This window comes from Candidatus Nitrospira bockiana, from assembly GCF_965152565.1.
On sequence record NZ_OZ224215.1, the window covers coordinates 42,905 to 57,077 of the forward strand.

A 14,173-nucleotide genomic window follows, 5' to 3' on the forward strand; every position below is an offset into this window, starting at 1 on the left:
CCTCTGAAGACGAAGTCATGCCTGGCCGATCGGAGCGGCTCCGGACCCGGCCGGGAAGCGGTCCAGGGCGCCGAAGACGAAGGTGGGCCGGAGCAGGTAGAGGGCGGCGGGGAGGATGATGATCGCCGCCGCACAGCTCACCGCCATGGCGGTCGCGACGAGAAACCCCAGCCTGGCGTGCATGCCGAAGCCGGTGAGCATGAGCACCGAGTACCCGGCGCCGACGGCCAACGCGACATAGACGACCGCCTTGCCCGCCGTCGCGAGGGTGCGGGTGACCGCCTCCTCGGCCCGGCCGATCCTCCGCATCTCTTCCCTCAGCCGATAGATGACGTAAATCGCGTAGTCCGCGCCGACGCCCACCGCCATGGCCGACACCGCCGCGGTCCCAATGTCCAGGCGGATACCGGTGAGGCCCATCACGCCGAAATTGGCGACCACGGCGAGGACGAGCGGGATCAGCACGAACAGGCCCGCCGCGGCCGACCGCAAGACGAGCGAGGCGATCGCATAGATGCTGCCGGCGATGACGGCGATGTTGAGCAGCTTGCCCTTCACCATCACGTCGTTCAACGCCGCCCCCTGCGCCATCCCGCCTCCGATGCTGACCTTGTAGCCCGGCGGGAACCGGGCGGCCGTGAGCGGGCGGAGCTCCCCGATGATCCGCTCGATGTAGGCCGTGCTGTCGGTCTTCAAGTAAGCCCACACCACGGCGGCGCGATATTCGTAGTCGACGTAGGTGTCGAAATCGCCGGGATCGCCGGACATGGCGTACAGCAGCAGATACTGAGCGGTCAAGTCCCGGCTGTCGGGCAGCCGGTCGAAGGCCGGGTCGTCGCCGTGCATGGCGCGATTCATCTTTTTCAGAAAATCGGCCAGCGACTGCGTTTTGCCCACGAGCGCATAGCGCGTCTCGAGGTCCTCTTGGATCCCGGCCATGGCCGCGAGCACGGCGGGCTCCTTGATCGTGTCCGGGCCCGGGCCCTCGATGAGCAGGTAGAGGGTGTTGGTGCCGCCCATCGCCGCGTTCAGCGGGATGTCGTCGAGCCGCACCGGGCTGTCCGGTGAGAAATTCCCCTTCAGGCTGTTGTCGATCGACAGCCGAGTCATGGCGGCGAGCAGGACCAGGGCGGCGGCTCCGAGCGTCCCGAAGATCGGCATCCACCGCCGGGCGGTGATACCGCGGGCCAGCCGGGCCAATCGGCGGTCCAGCCCGTCGTGCGTCCGCTCGCGCTCGACCTCGTAGCGTTGGGGCGCGGGAATCAAGGAACGAAACGCGGGGATGAACGTCATCTCCAACAGCATGGCCGAAAGGATCCCGATGGCGGTGAAGACCCCGAAGACCCGGATCGTCAGGGTTGGAAAGACGGTCAAGGCGAGAAAGCTGACGACCGCGATGCTGCCGGCCGTCATCATGACCGGCCCGATCTTCACGAACGATTCCACCACCGCCGCCTCGCTCCGGCCGAGCCGACCGTATTCCTCGTAGTACCGTTTGAGGATCTGGACGGAGTGTCCGGCCGCCACGGCCATGATGAGGATGGGGGTCGTCGCGTTGAAGGTGTCCATGGGAATCGAGAGGAGGCCCATGATCCCGAGGCCCCAGACGACGCTCATCAGCGCGGTCGCGATCGGGACGAGCATGCCTTGCACCGACCGGAACGACAGGTAGAGCACGGCCATGATCACGGCGAGCGCGGCGAAGAACAGGTACTGCATCCGTTGCGAGTAGATCTCGAGCCAGGCGAGATTGATCGACAGGCCGCTCAAATAGATGCGCACGCCCTCGTCGCGCAGGGGGGCGACCACGGCCTCGACGTGGTCCATGATCGCCCGATAGCCCTGCAAGTCCTTGCCGAACTTGAAATCGGCGATGATGACGGCCATACGGCCGTCCCTGGAAACGATCGTATCGACGTACGCGGGATTGGCGTAGAGGGCCGCTTTCACCCGGGCGGCGCTCTCCTCGGTCTCCGGAACCGTCTCCATGATTTGGCGGACGACCATGCCGTCCTCGGTCCCCTGGATGTCTTTGGCCTTCCGCGCCGCGAGGCTCATCACGTTGCTGCGGACGACGCCGGGAATCCCGAGGACCCCGTCGGTGACGCGCGCGATCTTGCCGAGCACCGCCGGTTGGAATACGTCGCCGGTCGTGCTTTCGATTCCGATGACCACGAGATTGCGCCCGCCGAATATCCGCTCGATCTCGTTGGTCGCGACGACGTACGGGTGCTCCTGCGGTAAGTTGTCGTTGGGATCGACGATGACGCGGAGATTGCCGATGCGGGTCGCAAAAAAGACGGAGAGCAGAGCCGTCAGGACGATGACGACAAGGCGATAGCGGATGATCGCGGTGATGTAGCGGTGGAGCATGAGGACCGGGCGGCTCGGGTGAGATTAGCGTAGGGAGCGAGGCGGGTCAAGGCAACCGGCGCTTATTTGACGCTTTTGAGGTAGATGGCCGTCGCCTGCGATCGGCGGTTGACGTCCAGCTTGTCGTAGATGTTGGAGAGGTAGTTCTTGACGGTCTTGTCGCTGAGCCGGAGATCCGCGGCGATCTCCTTGTTGGTCTTGCCCTCGGCGACGAGCCTGAGGACCCGCTCCTCCTGTGGAGAGAGTCTCAACGTGGGCATGGCGCCCGCCGGATTGTAGCGATCGCGGATGAACGAGAGTGTATGGGTGGTGACTTGAGGGTCGAGCAAGGATTGCCCGCCGCCGACCGTGCGGATCGCTTCGATCAAGGAGGTGTTCGTGGCGTCCTTGAGGACATATCCTTGCGCGCCGGCGACGACGGCCGAAAGCACGGTCTCATCATCGGCGAAGCTCGTCAGAAAGAGAACGCGCGTCTGCGGACTCGTGGCCACGATGTCCCGACAGATGTCGATCCCGCTGCGGTCGGGAAGGCGGATGTCGAGCAACACGAGGTCAGGCTGGAGCCGCATGGTTTGGCTGAGCGCGTCCTGTCCGGTCGCGGCCTCCCCCACGACTCGTATCCCGGGCACGAGGTCGAGCATGGTCCGCAGGCCCAGCCGAACGATCTCGTGATCATCCACGATCAGGATGTCGAGGAGTTTCGATTTGACCTTCATCATCGACTCATCGGCAGGAGATTCAGGACGACGCGGGTCCCCCGCCACGGCTCGGACTCGATCTTCAAGCAGCCTCCCATCTGAGCCGCACGGACCGAGAGGTTCCGCAGCCCGAACCCTCTGTGCGACGGCTTCCGGGGATTGAACCCCACGCCGTCGTCCTGCACCTCGAGGCGCAGGCCCAGGTCGCCGGCCTTGAGCGACACCGTGATCGTCCGGGCCCGACCATGGCGCAGCGCATTGCTGACGGCCTCTTGCGCGATGTGCAGGAGGTGCGGCTCGTGGTCCGCGGTGATCTGAGCCGCGGCCTCCGGGTCGATGTCCAGACGGCACCCGACACCGGCCGCTTGCACCAAGCTCGTCACCACCGTCCGTAGGCTCGTCTCCAGGTTTCCCTCCGGCTCGAAGCTCTCCTCGGGATCCGATTTCAAAAAGGCCCGGATCTCGGTAATGGCGCGGTTCAGCTGGACGGCCGTTTGCGAGAGCTGCGTGGCGGCCTGTTCCACCGAATCAGGGAGCAAGAGTTGGCTCGTTTGCAGGCCCAGCCCGACGGCATACAGGCTTTGCAAAATTCCGTCATGCAGATCCCGCTTGAGCCGCTCTCGGTCCTTGAGCGCGCGGTCGAGGCGGTCCCGTGTCACATTCAGGGCTTCCCGTAGATCGTCCAAGCCGACGCTGCCGGCCCCGAAGAGAGCGTCCGGCAGGGCCCGTTCAACCGTTGGTGTCGCGAGATCACTATCCGTGCGGTAGGCCATTCAGAGTTCCTTTCGTCCGGTCGCCAACGCCACGAGCAGGGGAACACCGTCCATCTTCTCTACTCACATCTCTACTCAGTGACCGCGGGCGCGATACAGCCCATGGGCTTGGATCATAACCCCGATCGTGTGGCGGCACACCTGGCGAGGTCGCCAGGTGACGACGGCCTACGGAAAAGTGATTCTTCGCCTCACAGGCGCAGCCCACCCAGTCCAAGGAGGCGAACATGGCCGTCGTGCACGATGTCGAACGCTTTCAGCGCGTTGCGTTCCGGGAAGGCGACTTACTGGTGAAAACCCTCGATCGAGAAGAGGAACTGATGGCGGCCTATCGTCTTCGGCACAAGGTCTATGCCGAGAAGCTACAGTGGGTGCCGACGACGGCGGAGGGGCTCGAAATCGACGGGTATGACGACATCGCCGCGTCGGTCGGGCTGTTCTCTTCGGACCAACGCTTGGTCGGGGTCATTCGCTTGCTCGAGAGCACGGGGCCTTTCATGTTGGAGAGGGAATTCAAATCCTGTTTGCTGCCCGGGTCTGAGCTGCGGAAGCACCCGGATACGAACGAGATCACCAGGCTCACGGTAGACCCGGATCTGGAACGGGGGCTCTCCTCGCGCGCGTTTCAGGTCTTGCTGAAGGGCCTTTATCAATGGCTCTTGGCGAATGATGTACGCTATTCCTACATGGTGGTCGAAAAGCGATTCCTGCGGATTCTTCAATTGATCGGGTTTCCCGCGCGGGCGATCAGTCCTGCGATCTCGATTCCGCCTGCGGGAGCGGTCTCCGTCGCGGCCATCTTGGATTGGGAGGAGTTCCGCAGCGAAAACAGCCGAAAGCGACCGGAGTTTCTTGCCTGGATGTCCGCCGTCGAACAGCCGGCGGTGTTCATGTCGGACGAGATGCCGGTCGGGTCGAAGGGCGACGGGTTTGACCTGGCGCCGAAGCCGACGATGGAAGAGGACGAGCAGTTGGTTGCGGTCTAGCGGGGAGCGATGCTCAGGACGCCCTGAGCATCCCTTGCTCGAGTGCCGTGGCAACGGCTTGCGTGCGCGAAGAGACATCGAGCTTCGTAAAGATGCTCTCGACGTGGAACCGGACCGTCCGTTCGCTGACGCCCAGGATGCGGGATATCTCCCAATTCGTCTTTCCTGTTTTCATCCAGTTCAACACGCTCATCTCGCGGGAGGACAGCGAGGCGGATGGAACGGCGCTGAGATCGGCGGTCCGCATCAACGTGTGATGAAGGTAGTGACCGAGGCACTCCAACGCTTGCGCGTAGCGCCCGTTGTCCGCGCGAGTTCCCCCTGCGAACGAAAAGAAGGTTCCAACGCTGCGGCGTTGATCGAAGGCACCGATGGTGACGCCGTTGGCCAAGCCGAACGACTCGGCCTCGGCGACGAAGGCTTTGGCCTTCGCTGATGCGGCCGTCTTGAACGAGTTGGACCAGACCTGCAGCCCGAAGCGCTTGACGTGTGACAGCAGCACCGGATCGACGTCCGCGTAATGGCAGGAAAGGTAGCGCTGCACCCACTGTTCATGGTAGCTGACGTTCAAGAGCTTGGAGAAGCGATGGCGGCCGGTCCGGGGATCGACATGGACGAGTCCGGCGATCACGTGCTCACCGGGGACGAGCTTGCTGGCGACGTGGAGGACCCGCTTGACATCCTCGTCGGTTTCGGCCCCGAGCGCGTGGTGCAGCACCTCCAGGAAGAGGTGAAGCTCCCGCTTCGAAAAGTCTTCGAACGCCTTCACCGGAAACCGCATGCGGGGCTTGTCCATATCGTCCTCCGACGGCGATCGACTAGGTCGGCTGTCTCAATCATTCACCCTCGTGATACATTGGTTCGTGGGAGTCCGTGGAACCGGAGCATGCGACGATGGATCGCCGCGCCGGGGTCCGAGTGTACAACACCGGGTATTGAGATTAGAGGAAGCCTGCGGCACGTGAAGGTCCATGGGCTGAGAAGGGCGGGCGGTAGCCAACCAATGAACCGGCTTAGAGAAGAACGGCCCTGTCGATTACGGACCATTGAGACCACCGGCCGATCACGTGCTGGTGCTCGACTCGACACGCGCCGGAATCGAGCCTCTACAACGTCAGGAGAGTGAAGACTTGTAACCTGGCACGCAGGTGCAGTCAAGAGGGTAACATTATAAGTGTATTCTAAGCCAGGGCCTTATGGGTCTACCAATGGCGCCAAACGGCCCTAGTACAACCACTCATCACTAATGGTGTGGATCCCTTGCCTCTCGAAGAGGGAGCCCGTATGCTACCGAGTGCATGAGCCGTCTCATCGACGATCCGCTCCATCAGCTTCGCGAAGAATTTCGGCAACATCTGGCCGAGTTTTATGCGCGGCTCAAGTTGGCACCGCCGTATCACAGCGTGGAGAAGGCGGTTGCGACGCTGACCGCGGCGCTCCGAGCCCGGACACCGGAGGAGCGGATGCAGCTGCTGGGTGACCCGTCCGCCCGCTGGCGGGAATACGAAAAGGCTTTCGTGGATTCCGGACTTCACTTGAAGCACCGGGGAATTATTGCGGGCCTGGTTCAACGCGGGTTGAGCGAGGAGCTGCTGCCGGGTGAGTACGGAGCGTTTCTCCGGGCGTTCCGTGATAGTCGATCTACGTCGGGGAAGTCTTGAGGCCCGTCTTCTCGCTCCTCGCCACTGGTCATGGGTCCGGTATCGTCAGCGCGGCTTGCAGTTCCTGGTATGCCTGAGTCAGACGGTGGTCTTCGAGGCGATAGGCCAGCGCCACGACGATCAGGCCAAAGGCGAGCACCAGCAGGCCGAGGGCCGCGATGCCGATGCCAAGGAAGGTACCGCCCAGCGTGGCAAAGCCGCCGTCGAGGCCGAAGGATACGAGAAAGGCCGCGCTTCCCACGGCGACGACGGCAAACCAGGTCAGCGTGAGCAGCACCGAGGACCACGGCATGCGCTTGGTGCAGGTCAAGCGGAGTGTGTCGCCGTCGCACGACACGTCGATGGTGGCTTTCAGCGGCCAGGCGGTGCGAAAGCGCATCGAGAACAACGGCCGGAGCACGATTCGTTTCTCGGCTTGAAAGAGACGTGCGATTCCGTGGGGCAGCCGGAGAAGGCCGTTCCTGTCGAAACGTCCCAGGCCATCGCCATCCTTGGCCGACAGCACATCCTGCCGGCGCGCCACGCGACACCCGTAGTCACTGACTTGCGGGGACAGGCTGGTGAAGTGCCACCAGTCGGTGATGATCAGTGCGAGCAGGAGGAAGGCGGCAAAGGCGCCGGCCAGCAGCATGCGGAAACCTTAGCATAGCGATCGCGCCGTTCGCATCGCCTCCCTGTCCTTCTCTCTCCGACCTCGCAGGCGGGGCAATTTCCGACAGCCGTCCTCCTCGGCGGTGTGTTGACTCGATCACGTATTTTCGCTACATTACGCCGAGTTTCTGCTTAGGTGGGCCTTCCCGGCGAGATCATCAGGGTTTCCCGCCTTAGTTCGGTCTCCACTCAAGAGCAAGGATGGGCGTCACCCGCGATCGCGCGGGACTCGTGCATGAGCGGTGTGGGGAGCGGAGGACATATGGATCTGAAAAAAGTCGAACGGGTCTACAGCAGCTATGCCGGTGTCTACGATCATGTCTTCGGGCCGTTTTTCAATGAATCGCGGGAGTCGGCGGTGCGGCGCTTGAATGTGCGCCCGGGCGAGCGCGTGCTCGAGGTGGGCGTAGGGACGGGGTGGGCGTTACCCCTGTACCCCGATCATTGCCAGGTCGTCGCGATCGATTTCTCCGAGGGCATGCTGGAGCAGGCGCGCAAGCGGATGGCGGCGCACGGGCTGAGAAACGTGGAACTGCTGCGAATGGACGCCGGGCACATGGAATTCGAGGACAACTCGTTCGACACGGTGATGGCCGCCTATGTCGTCACCGCCGTCCCGGACCACCGGAAGGTCGTCACCGAGATGATCCGCGTCTGCAAGCCGGGCGGCCGCATCATCATGCTCAACCACTTCAGCAACGGGAACAAATTGATCGCCGCCGTCGAGAAGGTCATCTCGCCGCTTTGTAAACATCTCGGCTTCCGGACCGACCTGTCGCTGAAGATGGTGCTGGAGGGGACGACGTTGCAAGTGGCGAGGAAGGAACGCGTCAACCCGCTGAAGTTCTGGCACCTGGTGGAGTGCGTGAATCAGAAGAATGCGGCGAGCAGCAGTGCCCTGGCCCGCAGCAATTGACGGTCGACCTAGAGATCCCGCCCCACGCCCTGACCGCCGAGCCACTCGTCGCGCTCCATGACGTGGTTGCCGGCCAGGCACATGCCCGAGAATCCACGGGCGACGATATCCGCCAGCACCATCAACAGCCGGCCGATCTGTTCCTCGTGCGGGTCCGACGCGCGCAACGTAATGCCGAAGCGATAGCCGTCGAGCGGGCCGTACGTTTGAATGTAGACGCTGCCGGCCCGTGGCAACCCATGGGCGGAAGCGGGGAGAAAATGACCGGCCCAGCGCGCAGCCGGATGGACACGGCCCCGTAGCTTGATCTCCCGCCACGCGCACGGGAGGCCGGCCTGATCCAGGCGTTCCAGGAACCATTCGACATCGGGCAGGTCGCCGGTCTCGGCCTGGAACGTCCATTCCGTCATCCCGCTCCGGATCGGCCGCGCGGACCCCGGCCGGGACACTTCCTCGATCGTGGCCTCATCGCAGATCACGTACAGTTCGCCGTGAGGATCGAACCAGAACCGGAGGCGGCCGCCCGACATCTCGGCGTGCAGCAACCCGATGTCGGAGAAGTCGGCTCCCTCCTGCTCGAAGATCGAGAAGTCGGTCACGCCCCGCATCGTGAGCTTGGCGACCCGGCTGATCGAGTACAGGCCTTGGACGCCGCGGATCGCGACGTCGTAGCGAATGACGGTGGTGATGACCGTCCCCGCGGTGATCTCCCGCCCGCTGGCCTCATCAAACAGGCGCTGCTTGTGCACCGCGAGGTCCGTGATCTGTCCACCCGGAAAGGCCTGGGTGTGTGTGAGCAGCCAGGCGAGATCATCGGCGCTTCGAACGTGGCGAATCATACGTGCCATTGTAGCCGACGGCCTGGGAATGCGCTACTGAATTGAGTTCTCGGTGCTTTCCACGCGCGGCGCCGCGTGAGCGCTCTGTCGGCCCCCGCAGCCGCTCGCGATTGATTCCCCACCTCAGTGTGCAGTAGGCTAAGCCGCTTCGGAGCGCAGAAGCGGGTGCCGTCAGCGGCGTCTTATCGATGCCTCGAGGGCAGGCGGCCCCTGTCGCCGGAAAGGAGCAGGAGTGCATGGCCGGATTTCCAATCGAATACGCCAGTCGGATCAAGACGCTGCCCCCGTATCTCTTTGCCGCGATCGACGAGATGAAGCAAAAGGCGATCGCTCGCGGGGTGGACATCATCAACCTGGGCATCGGGGATCCCGATTTGCCGACCCCGCAACCGATCATCGATCGGCTGACCCACGCCGCCGCCGACCCCAAGAACCATCAGTATCCTTCCTATGAAGGGATGCTGGCGTTTCGGTCCGCAGTCGCCGACTGGTACAAACACCGCTTCGGCGTCTCGCTCGATCCCGCCTCGGAAGTCTTGACGCTGATCGGGTCGAAGGAAGGGATCGGACATATCCCGTTGGCCTTCGTCGACCCTGGAGACATCGTGCTCGTTCCGAGTCCGGGCTACCCCGTCTATCCGGTCGGCACCGCCTTTGCGGGAGGCATCCCATACGTGATGCCGCTCACCAAGCAGAACGGCTTCTTACCGGATCTGGCTGCGATCCCGAAGGACGTCGCCGCGCGGGCCAAACTCATGTTCGTCAATTCACCGAACAATCCGACCTCGGTGGTCGCCGGCAAGGACTTCTTCAGCCGTCTGGTCGCGTTCGCCCAGGAGCACCGCATCATCGTGTGCCACGATGCCGCCTATTCGGAGATCTACTATGACGGTCAGAGGCCCGCGAGCTTTCTCGAGGTGGAGGGCGCCAAAGACGTGGGGATCGAGTTTCATTCGCTGTCCAAGACCTACAACATGACGGGCTGGCGACTCGGCTTCGCGGTGGGCAACAGGCAGATCCTGACCGGGTTGGGAAAGGTGAAGAGCAACCTCGATTCCGGGGTGTTCCAGGCCGTCCAGGAAGCAGGCATCACCGCCTTGCAGCTCGACGAGCGGGTCACGGATGGCCTCCGGGCGGTCTACCAGGAGCGGCGTGACGTGCTCGTACCGGGGTTGAGACGGCTCGGCCTCGAGGTGGAGTTGCCCCGTGCGGCGTTCTACGTGTGGGTGACCGTCCCGAAGGGGTACACCTCGGCCGCCTTTACGGCGCATCTCTTGGAGAAGGCCGGGGTGGTCACGACCCCGGGGAATGGATTCGGACAACCGGGCGAAGGCTACGTTCGGTTGACCGTGACCACGTCCAAGGAACGGCTGGCCGAGGCGGTGGACCGTATCGGGAAAGCTGGGTTCTGATCGAGCAGGATGAGCCACCCGGTGGAGTCGGGCAGTGGCGAGACGGCGTTTGTCGCGTTCGGATCGAATCAGGGCGATCGCATCGAGCTCTGCGACCGCGCCGTCACCTTGCTGGGGCTCCTCCCGCACTCCCGGGTGACCGGGGTCTCGTCCTTCTACGAGACCCAGCCGGTGGTCGACGAACGCACCGATCCCGGACCCTCCTGGTTCATCAACGGCATCGTTCGTCTCGTCACGGCGTTGCCCGTCCGGCGTCTGTTCGCCATTTGCCGGGAAGTAGAACAGGCGCTCGGCCGCGACCAGGACCAGCGAGGCGGGCCCCGATCGATGGACCTCGACCTGCTCTTTTTCGGCTCCGCAATCGTTCATGAGGAGGATCTCGTCATCCCTCACCCGCGGCTTCATCTGCGCCGCTTCGTGCTGGTTCCGATGGTCGAGTTGGATCCGGAGTGGCGGCATCCGGTACTCGGCAAAACGATGCGCGCCTTGCTCGCCGAAGTCCATGATGAATCGGCGGTTCGGCGCCTCGAGCACTCACCCGGCGCGGGCTCCGGATTTCGGCCCGGCTGCTCGCCTTCCCCCGCCGTCTGATGCGTGTCATCCGTTCGATGGCAGGCCTATCCACGTGGAGACGTGCGCTGTGGCGCGAAGGCGTCACCGTGGGGTTCGTCCCGACGATGGGCGGGCTGCACGAGGGGCACCGGGCCCTGATTCGAGCCGCGCGCCTCTCGAGCGACGCACTCGTCGTCAGCATCTTCGTCAACCCCATGCAGTTCGCCCCGGAGGAGGATTTGGCCCGCTACCCGAGGCCGTTTCGTCGCGACGCGGCGTTGTGTCGCGAAACGGGCGCCGACCTCGTGTTTGCACCGTCCCCCGAAGCCATGTATCCGCCCGGCTTTCAAACGTCCGTGCTGGTGCGGAAGCTGGCGGCGCGATGGGAAGGGGCCGTGCGGCCCGCGCATTTCGAAGGGGTGGCGACGGTGGTGACGAAGCTCCTGAACCTCGTCCAGCCGCACGCCGCCTGGTTCGGCCAGAAGGATTATCAGCAGGCCCTGCTCGTCCGCCGTCTGGTCTCGGACCTCAACCTCGGCACGACCATTCGTCTGTGTCCCACGGTACGTGAAGCCGATGGCTTGGCGCTGAGCTCCCGGAACGCCTATTTGAGTGAAGGCGAGCGGCGGGTTGCTCCGGTCCTGTTCCGTGCCCTACGAGCCGGCCGCTCGGCGATCCTGGCCGGCGAGAGGGATGCCGCGGGCGTCGAGCGCGTGATGCGCCGGACGCTTCGCGCCGAGCCGTCGGTGAAGGAGGATTATCTCGCGGTGTGCGATCCGGAGTCGCTCGAGCCGCTGGCCCGGGTCGGGCGGGTCGCCGTCTTGTTGGGCGCGGTCCGGGTCGGCTCGGTGCGGCTGATCGACAACCTGGTGGTCCGACGCCGGGCGTGAGGAGTCTTAGGTCGCCGCCGAGGAAGGCTCCTGCGCAAGGAGCAGGCCACGAATGAGCTCGGTCAAGCGGCGCTTCTCCTGCCACTCCAACTCGATGAATTCCAAGCCCACCGCGCGAGTCCTGACCGAGCGAACCATCGCCGTCTCCACGTTGATGCCGGGTTCATCGGGCCGAGGTTTCAATTGCAAATGGACGAAGGCCCCTTTCGTCAGGGGGGCCGTGGTCTGGAGCGTGCAACCGCCCATGGAAAGATCGGTGACGAGATCGGTGGCGATCGGTTCGCCGAGGATCTTGGCTTCGATGCGCGCCGGCAGGCGCGTGTACTCGCGCTTGTCGTAATGCAAGACGGCGGGAGGACGGGAGGACAGGAGCGCGCGGAAGCGATGAGTGCAGAGCTGGCAGCGGAAGGAATAGAGCCGGACGAACTGAAGCAGCCGTTCGACCGGACCGTCGCGAACGATCGGTCGGACCGCGTCGGCTCGGCAACGCGGGCACACTGGCTTCATCGGGCCTCGGCAGCGCGGACGCTCGTGCGGCGGGACAATACTACGGCCGCCGGGGACCCGTCAAGCGCCCTGGGCATCCAGCAGCGGGGCGATAGCTGCCGGCGAGTAATGGGCCGGTTTGACCCATTTCCCGTCGGCTCGTTTGTGTCCGCCCACCTTGCTCATGTTCGAGCGATGCACTTCGCGAAACACCGGCTCCATGTCAATGCCGCAGGATACCGCGGTTCCGTACACGACGTAGAGCAGATCGGCCAGCTCCTTGGCGATTCCTGCAAGATCGTCGTGGGCCAAGGCTTCTTTGAGCTCGTCGAACTCTTCCTGAATGAGGCGTACACGGAGCGCTTTTGTCGCAGCGTCGGGCAGGGTCGGCCGCCCATTCGCCACGATGTCGAATGCGCGATGAAACTCCGCCACCATCTGCTGCTCCTGAGTCATCACGGTCTGTCCTTTCGTAGGGATCGTCAGAGATTGGTCGAGGACGGTCGCGGCGCGACGTCCAGGGCTTCGAGCAGCGGCACCTCTTTGTCCGACGCGATGCCCAGCTCTTTGAATTTCCGCGCCGCCGGCAGGACGCGGGTTTCCAGCGAGGCCACCGCCTTGTTGTACGCGAGGACGCTCTTGCCCAAGGCCTGCCCGATCGTCTCGAGGTGCTCGGTGAGCACCGCCATCCGCTCGTAGAGGTCCTTGCCGAGTTGCCCGGCCTGTTGCGCGTGTTGGCTCAACTGCTCCTGCCGCCAGCCGTATGCGGCGGCATGGAGCAGCGCGATCAGCGTATTCGGGGTCGCCAGAATCACGCGTCGTGCAAAACCCTCCTCGGCCAACGTGGGATCGTGCTCCTGCGCGGCCGCCAGGAAGTGCTCCCCCGGGAGAAACAGGACGACGATCTCCGGCGCCTGCGGAAATTGGTTCCAGTAGGCTTTGGCGCTGAGCTGCTCCATGCGGCTCCGGACCTGGGCGGCATGCCGGCGCAGACGTTCGACCCGCACGGTCTCGTCCTGCGCCTCATGGGCTTCCAGGTAGGCGGATAGGACGGCTTTGGCGTCCACGACGATCTGCCGGCCGCCGGGCAAGCGGATGACCATATCGGGACGCAGCCGGCCGTCCTCGGTCTCGATGCTTTCCTGCTCGACGAAGTCGCAATGCGCCACCATGCCGGCCAATTCGGCCACCCGTTTGAGCGTGATCTCGCCCCAGCGGCCTCGGACGCTCGGCGCGCGGAGCGCGTTGACCAGGTTGCTCGTCTCTTGTTGCAGGCGTTGATGGGAGTCGGCCAGTTGCTTCAAGTGCTGGTCCAGGCTGCCGTACGCCGACTGTCGCGCCCGTTCCATCATTTGGAGCTGCTCGTCATAGCGCCGGAGCGCCTCCTGGAGCGGCTTGACGGCATCATCGATCGCCTGCTGCCGCTGGAGCAGCTCGCCCTTGGCTTCGGCGTGCAGCGTCGCAAACGAGGCTCGGGCCAAATCGAGAAACGCCTCGTTGTTGGTCTTCAGCGCCTCGCCGGACAGCGCCCTGAACGTGTCGGCCAACTCTTGTCGGGCCTGGGTGACGAGCGCTTTCTGCTCGTGCAGGTTCTTGGTCGCCTCTTCGACTCGTGTTTCGGCCACGGCCTGCGCGTGCAGAGCGGCGGTCAGGGCTTCCCGCACGTGCGCCAGCTCCGTGCGGTCGATCAGGGTTTGCTTGCGGAGCTCCGCCGCTTCCACCTCGGCCCGCTGGGCGCGTTCGGCCGCTTCGATCAGCCGGGTTTGGACGCGGGCGCGAACCCATGCCGCGCCGGCCAAGCCGCCGAGCGCGGCCCCGAGCAGGAGTCCGATCGAGAGCGAGGTGATGTCCATGGCGATCCGTGGAGCCGTGCTGCGGGACCCCGGCGGCAACATACGGGAATTGCCGAGGGCCGTCAAGAAACCGGTCGCGATTT

General features: G+C 64.2%; 15 protein-coding genes. 6 read left to right on the forward strand and 9 right to left on the reverse strand.

Annotation, left to right across the window (positions count from 1 at the left end):
• Positions 1-15: 15 nt before the first annotated feature.
• The 3 genes from ACWHYV_RS00220 to ACWHYV_RS00230 form a co-directional block, all read right to left on the reverse strand.
• Positions 16-2,373 (reverse strand): efflux RND transporter permease subunit, encoded by a 2,358-nt coding sequence (locus ACWHYV_RS00220; protein ID WP_447978654.1) that lies wholly within the window; start codon positions 2,371-2,373, stop codon positions 16-18.
• A gap of 62 nt (positions 2,374-2,435) precedes the next feature.
• Positions 2,436-3,092: a response regulator transcription factor gene (locus tag ACWHYV_RS00225; RefSeq protein ID WP_447978655.1), complete on the reverse strand. Its 657-nt coding sequence runs from the start codon at positions 3,090-3,092 to the stop codon at positions 2,436-2,438.
• The gene (locus ACWHYV_RS00230) at positions 3,089-3,844 is read right to left on the reverse strand and encodes a sensor histidine kinase (RefSeq protein WP_447978656.1); all 756 of its coding nucleotides are present in this window, start codon (positions 3,842-3,844) and stop codon (positions 3,089-3,091) included. Before ACWHYV_RS00230 ends, ACWHYV_RS00225 begins: the two co-directional genes overlap by 4 nt.
• 227 nt (positions 3,845-4,071) lie before the next feature.
• Here ACWHYV_RS00230 and ACWHYV_RS00235 point away from each other — a divergent pair, with 227 nt between their 5' ends.
• The gene (locus ACWHYV_RS00235) at positions 4,072-4,830 is read left to right on the forward strand and encodes an acyl-homoserine-lactone synthase (protein WP_447978657.1); all 759 of its coding nucleotides are present in this window, start codon (positions 4,072-4,074) and stop codon (positions 4,828-4,830) included.
• Positions 4,831-4,843: 13 nt separating this feature from the next.
• On the opposite strand, the gene ACWHYV_RS00240 is transcribed toward ACWHYV_RS00235, so the two are convergent.
• On the reverse strand, positions 4,844-5,626 hold the full coding sequence (locus tag ACWHYV_RS00240; protein WP_447978658.1) for an autoinducer binding domain-containing protein: 783 nt from the start codon (positions 5,624-5,626) through the stop codon (positions 4,844-4,846).
• Positions 5,627-6,128: 502 nt separating this feature from the next.
• Here ACWHYV_RS00240 and ACWHYV_RS00245 point away from each other — a divergent pair.
• Complete coding sequence (locus ACWHYV_RS00245; RefSeq protein WP_447978659.1) at positions 6,129-6,491, forward strand: hypothetical protein; 363 nt, start codon at positions 6,129-6,131, stop codon at positions 6,489-6,491.
• Positions 6,492-6,519: 28 nt separating this feature from the next.
• Here ACWHYV_RS00245 and ACWHYV_RS00250 read toward each other — a convergent pair whose 3' ends face one another.
• The gene (locus tag ACWHYV_RS00250) at positions 6,520-7,122 is read right to left on the reverse strand and encodes a hypothetical protein (protein ID WP_447978660.1); all 603 of its coding nucleotides are present in this window, start codon (positions 7,120-7,122) and stop codon (positions 6,520-6,522) included.
• A 282-nt stretch (positions 7,123-7,404) separates the two neighbouring features.
• On the opposite strand from ACWHYV_RS00250, the gene ACWHYV_RS00255 reads away from it, so the two are divergent.
• Complete coding sequence (locus ACWHYV_RS00255; RefSeq protein ID WP_447978661.1) at positions 7,405-8,058, forward strand: class I SAM-dependent methyltransferase; 654 nt, start codon at positions 7,405-7,407, stop codon at positions 8,056-8,058.
• A gap of 8 nt (positions 8,059-8,066) precedes the next feature.
• Here ACWHYV_RS00255 and ACWHYV_RS00260 read toward each other — a convergent pair whose 3' ends face one another.
• Positions 8,067-8,897: a hypothetical protein gene (locus tag ACWHYV_RS00260; RefSeq protein WP_447978662.1), complete on the reverse strand. Its 831-nt coding sequence runs from the start codon at positions 8,895-8,897 to the stop codon at positions 8,067-8,069.
• Between the two features lie 236 nt (positions 8,898-9,133).
• Between ACWHYV_RS00260 and ACWHYV_RS00265 the strand changes: the two genes are divergently transcribed.
• Genes ACWHYV_RS00265 through panC form a run of 3 tightly spaced genes read left to right on the forward strand, consistent with a single transcriptional unit; the run spans position 9,134 to position 11,751 of the window.
• Positions 9,134-10,309: an LL-diaminopimelate aminotransferase gene (locus ACWHYV_RS00265; protein ID WP_447978663.1), complete on the forward strand. Its 1,176-nt coding sequence runs from the start codon at positions 9,134-9,136 to the stop codon at positions 10,307-10,309.
• 9 nt (positions 10,310-10,318) lie between these two features.
• Complete coding sequence (gene folK / locus ACWHYV_RS00270) at positions 10,319-10,900, forward strand: 2-amino-4-hydroxy-6-hydroxymethyldihydropteridine diphosphokinase (protein WP_447978664.1); 582 nt, start codon at positions 10,319-10,321, stop codon at positions 10,898-10,900.
• A gap of 17 nt (positions 10,901-10,917) precedes the next feature.
• Entirely contained in the window at positions 10,918-11,751 is an 834-nt protein-coding gene (gene panC, locus ACWHYV_RS00275; protein ID WP_447978665.1) for a pantoate--beta-alanine ligase, read from the forward strand.
• Between the two features lie 6 nt (positions 11,752-11,757).
• On the opposite strand, the gene ACWHYV_RS00280 is transcribed toward panC, so the two are convergent.
• The 3 genes from ACWHYV_RS00280 to rmuC are packed head-to-tail and all read right to left on the reverse strand — an operon-like array spanning position 11,758 to position 14,090.
• A complete protein-coding gene (locus ACWHYV_RS00280) occupies positions 11,758-12,258 on the reverse strand; it encodes a PilZ domain-containing protein (RefSeq protein WP_447978666.1) in 501 nt (166 codons plus the stop codon).
• Positions 12,259-12,318: 60 nt separating this feature from the next.
• Positions 12,319-12,693, reverse strand: a complete 375-nt coding sequence (locus tag ACWHYV_RS00285; protein ID WP_447978667.1) for a pyrophosphohydrolase domain-containing protein — start codon at positions 12,691-12,693, stop codon at positions 12,319-12,321.
• 26 nt (positions 12,694-12,719) lie between these two features.
• Complete coding sequence (gene rmuC, locus ACWHYV_RS00290; RefSeq protein WP_447978668.1) at positions 12,720-14,090, reverse strand: DNA recombination protein RmuC; 1,371 nt, start codon at positions 14,088-14,090, stop codon at positions 12,720-12,722.
• Between the last annotated feature and the right edge of the window lie 83 nt (positions 14,091-14,173).

Excerpts from the sequence above, each read along its gene's own strand:
- ACWHYV_RS00220 (WP_447978654.1), bottom strand. The coding sequence starts at position 2,373 with ATGCTCCACCGCTACATCACCGCGATCATCCGCTATCGCCTTGTCGTC.
- ACWHYV_RS00225 (WP_447978655.1), bottom strand. The coding sequence starts at position 3,092 with ATGATGAAGGTCAAATCGAAACTCCTCGACATCCTGATCGTGGATGAT.
- ACWHYV_RS00230 (WP_447978656.1), bottom strand. The coding sequence starts at position 3,844 with ATGGCCTACCGCACGGATAGTGATCTCGCGACACCAACGGTTGAACGG.
- ACWHYV_RS00235 (WP_447978657.1), top strand. The coding sequence starts at position 4,072 with ATGGCCGTCGTGCACGATGTCGAACGCTTTCAGCGCGTTGCGTTCCGG.
- ACWHYV_RS00240 (WP_447978658.1), bottom strand. The coding sequence starts at position 5,626 with ATGGACAAGCCCCGCATGCGGTTTCCGGTGAAGGCGTTCGAAGACTTT.
- ACWHYV_RS00245 (WP_447978659.1), top strand. The coding sequence starts at position 6,129 with ATGAGCCGTCTCATCGACGATCCGCTCCATCAGCTTCGCGAAGAATTT.
- ACWHYV_RS00250 (WP_447978660.1), bottom strand. The coding sequence starts at position 7,122 with ATGCTGCTGGCCGGCGCCTTTGCCGCCTTCCTCCTGCTCGCACTGATC.
- ACWHYV_RS00255 (WP_447978661.1), top strand. The coding sequence starts at position 7,405 with ATGGATCTGAAAAAAGTCGAACGGGTCTACAGCAGCTATGCCGGTGTC.
- ACWHYV_RS00260 (WP_447978662.1), bottom strand. The coding sequence starts at position 8,897 with ATGATTCGCCACGTTCGAAGCGCCGATGATCTCGCCTGGCTGCTCACA.
- ACWHYV_RS00265 (WP_447978663.1), top strand. The coding sequence starts at position 9,134 with ATGGCCGGATTTCCAATCGAATACGCCAGTCGGATCAAGACGCTGCCC.
- folK (WP_447978664.1), top strand. The coding sequence starts at position 10,319 with ATGAGCCACCCGGTGGAGTCGGGCAGTGGCGAGACGGCGTTTGTCGCG.
- panC (WP_447978665.1), top strand. The coding sequence starts at position 10,918 with ATGGCAGGCCTATCCACGTGGAGACGTGCGCTGTGGCGCGAAGGCGTC.
- ACWHYV_RS00280 (WP_447978666.1), bottom strand. The coding sequence starts at position 12,258 with ATGAAGCCAGTGTGCCCGCGTTGCCGAGCCGACGCGGTCCGACCGATC.
- ACWHYV_RS00285 (WP_447978667.1), bottom strand. The coding sequence starts at position 12,693 with ATGACTCAGGAGCAGCAGATGGTGGCGGAGTTTCATCGCGCATTCGAC.
- rmuC (WP_447978668.1), bottom strand. The coding sequence starts at position 14,090 with ATGGACATCACCTCGCTCTCGATCGGACTCCTGCTCGGGGCCGCGCTC.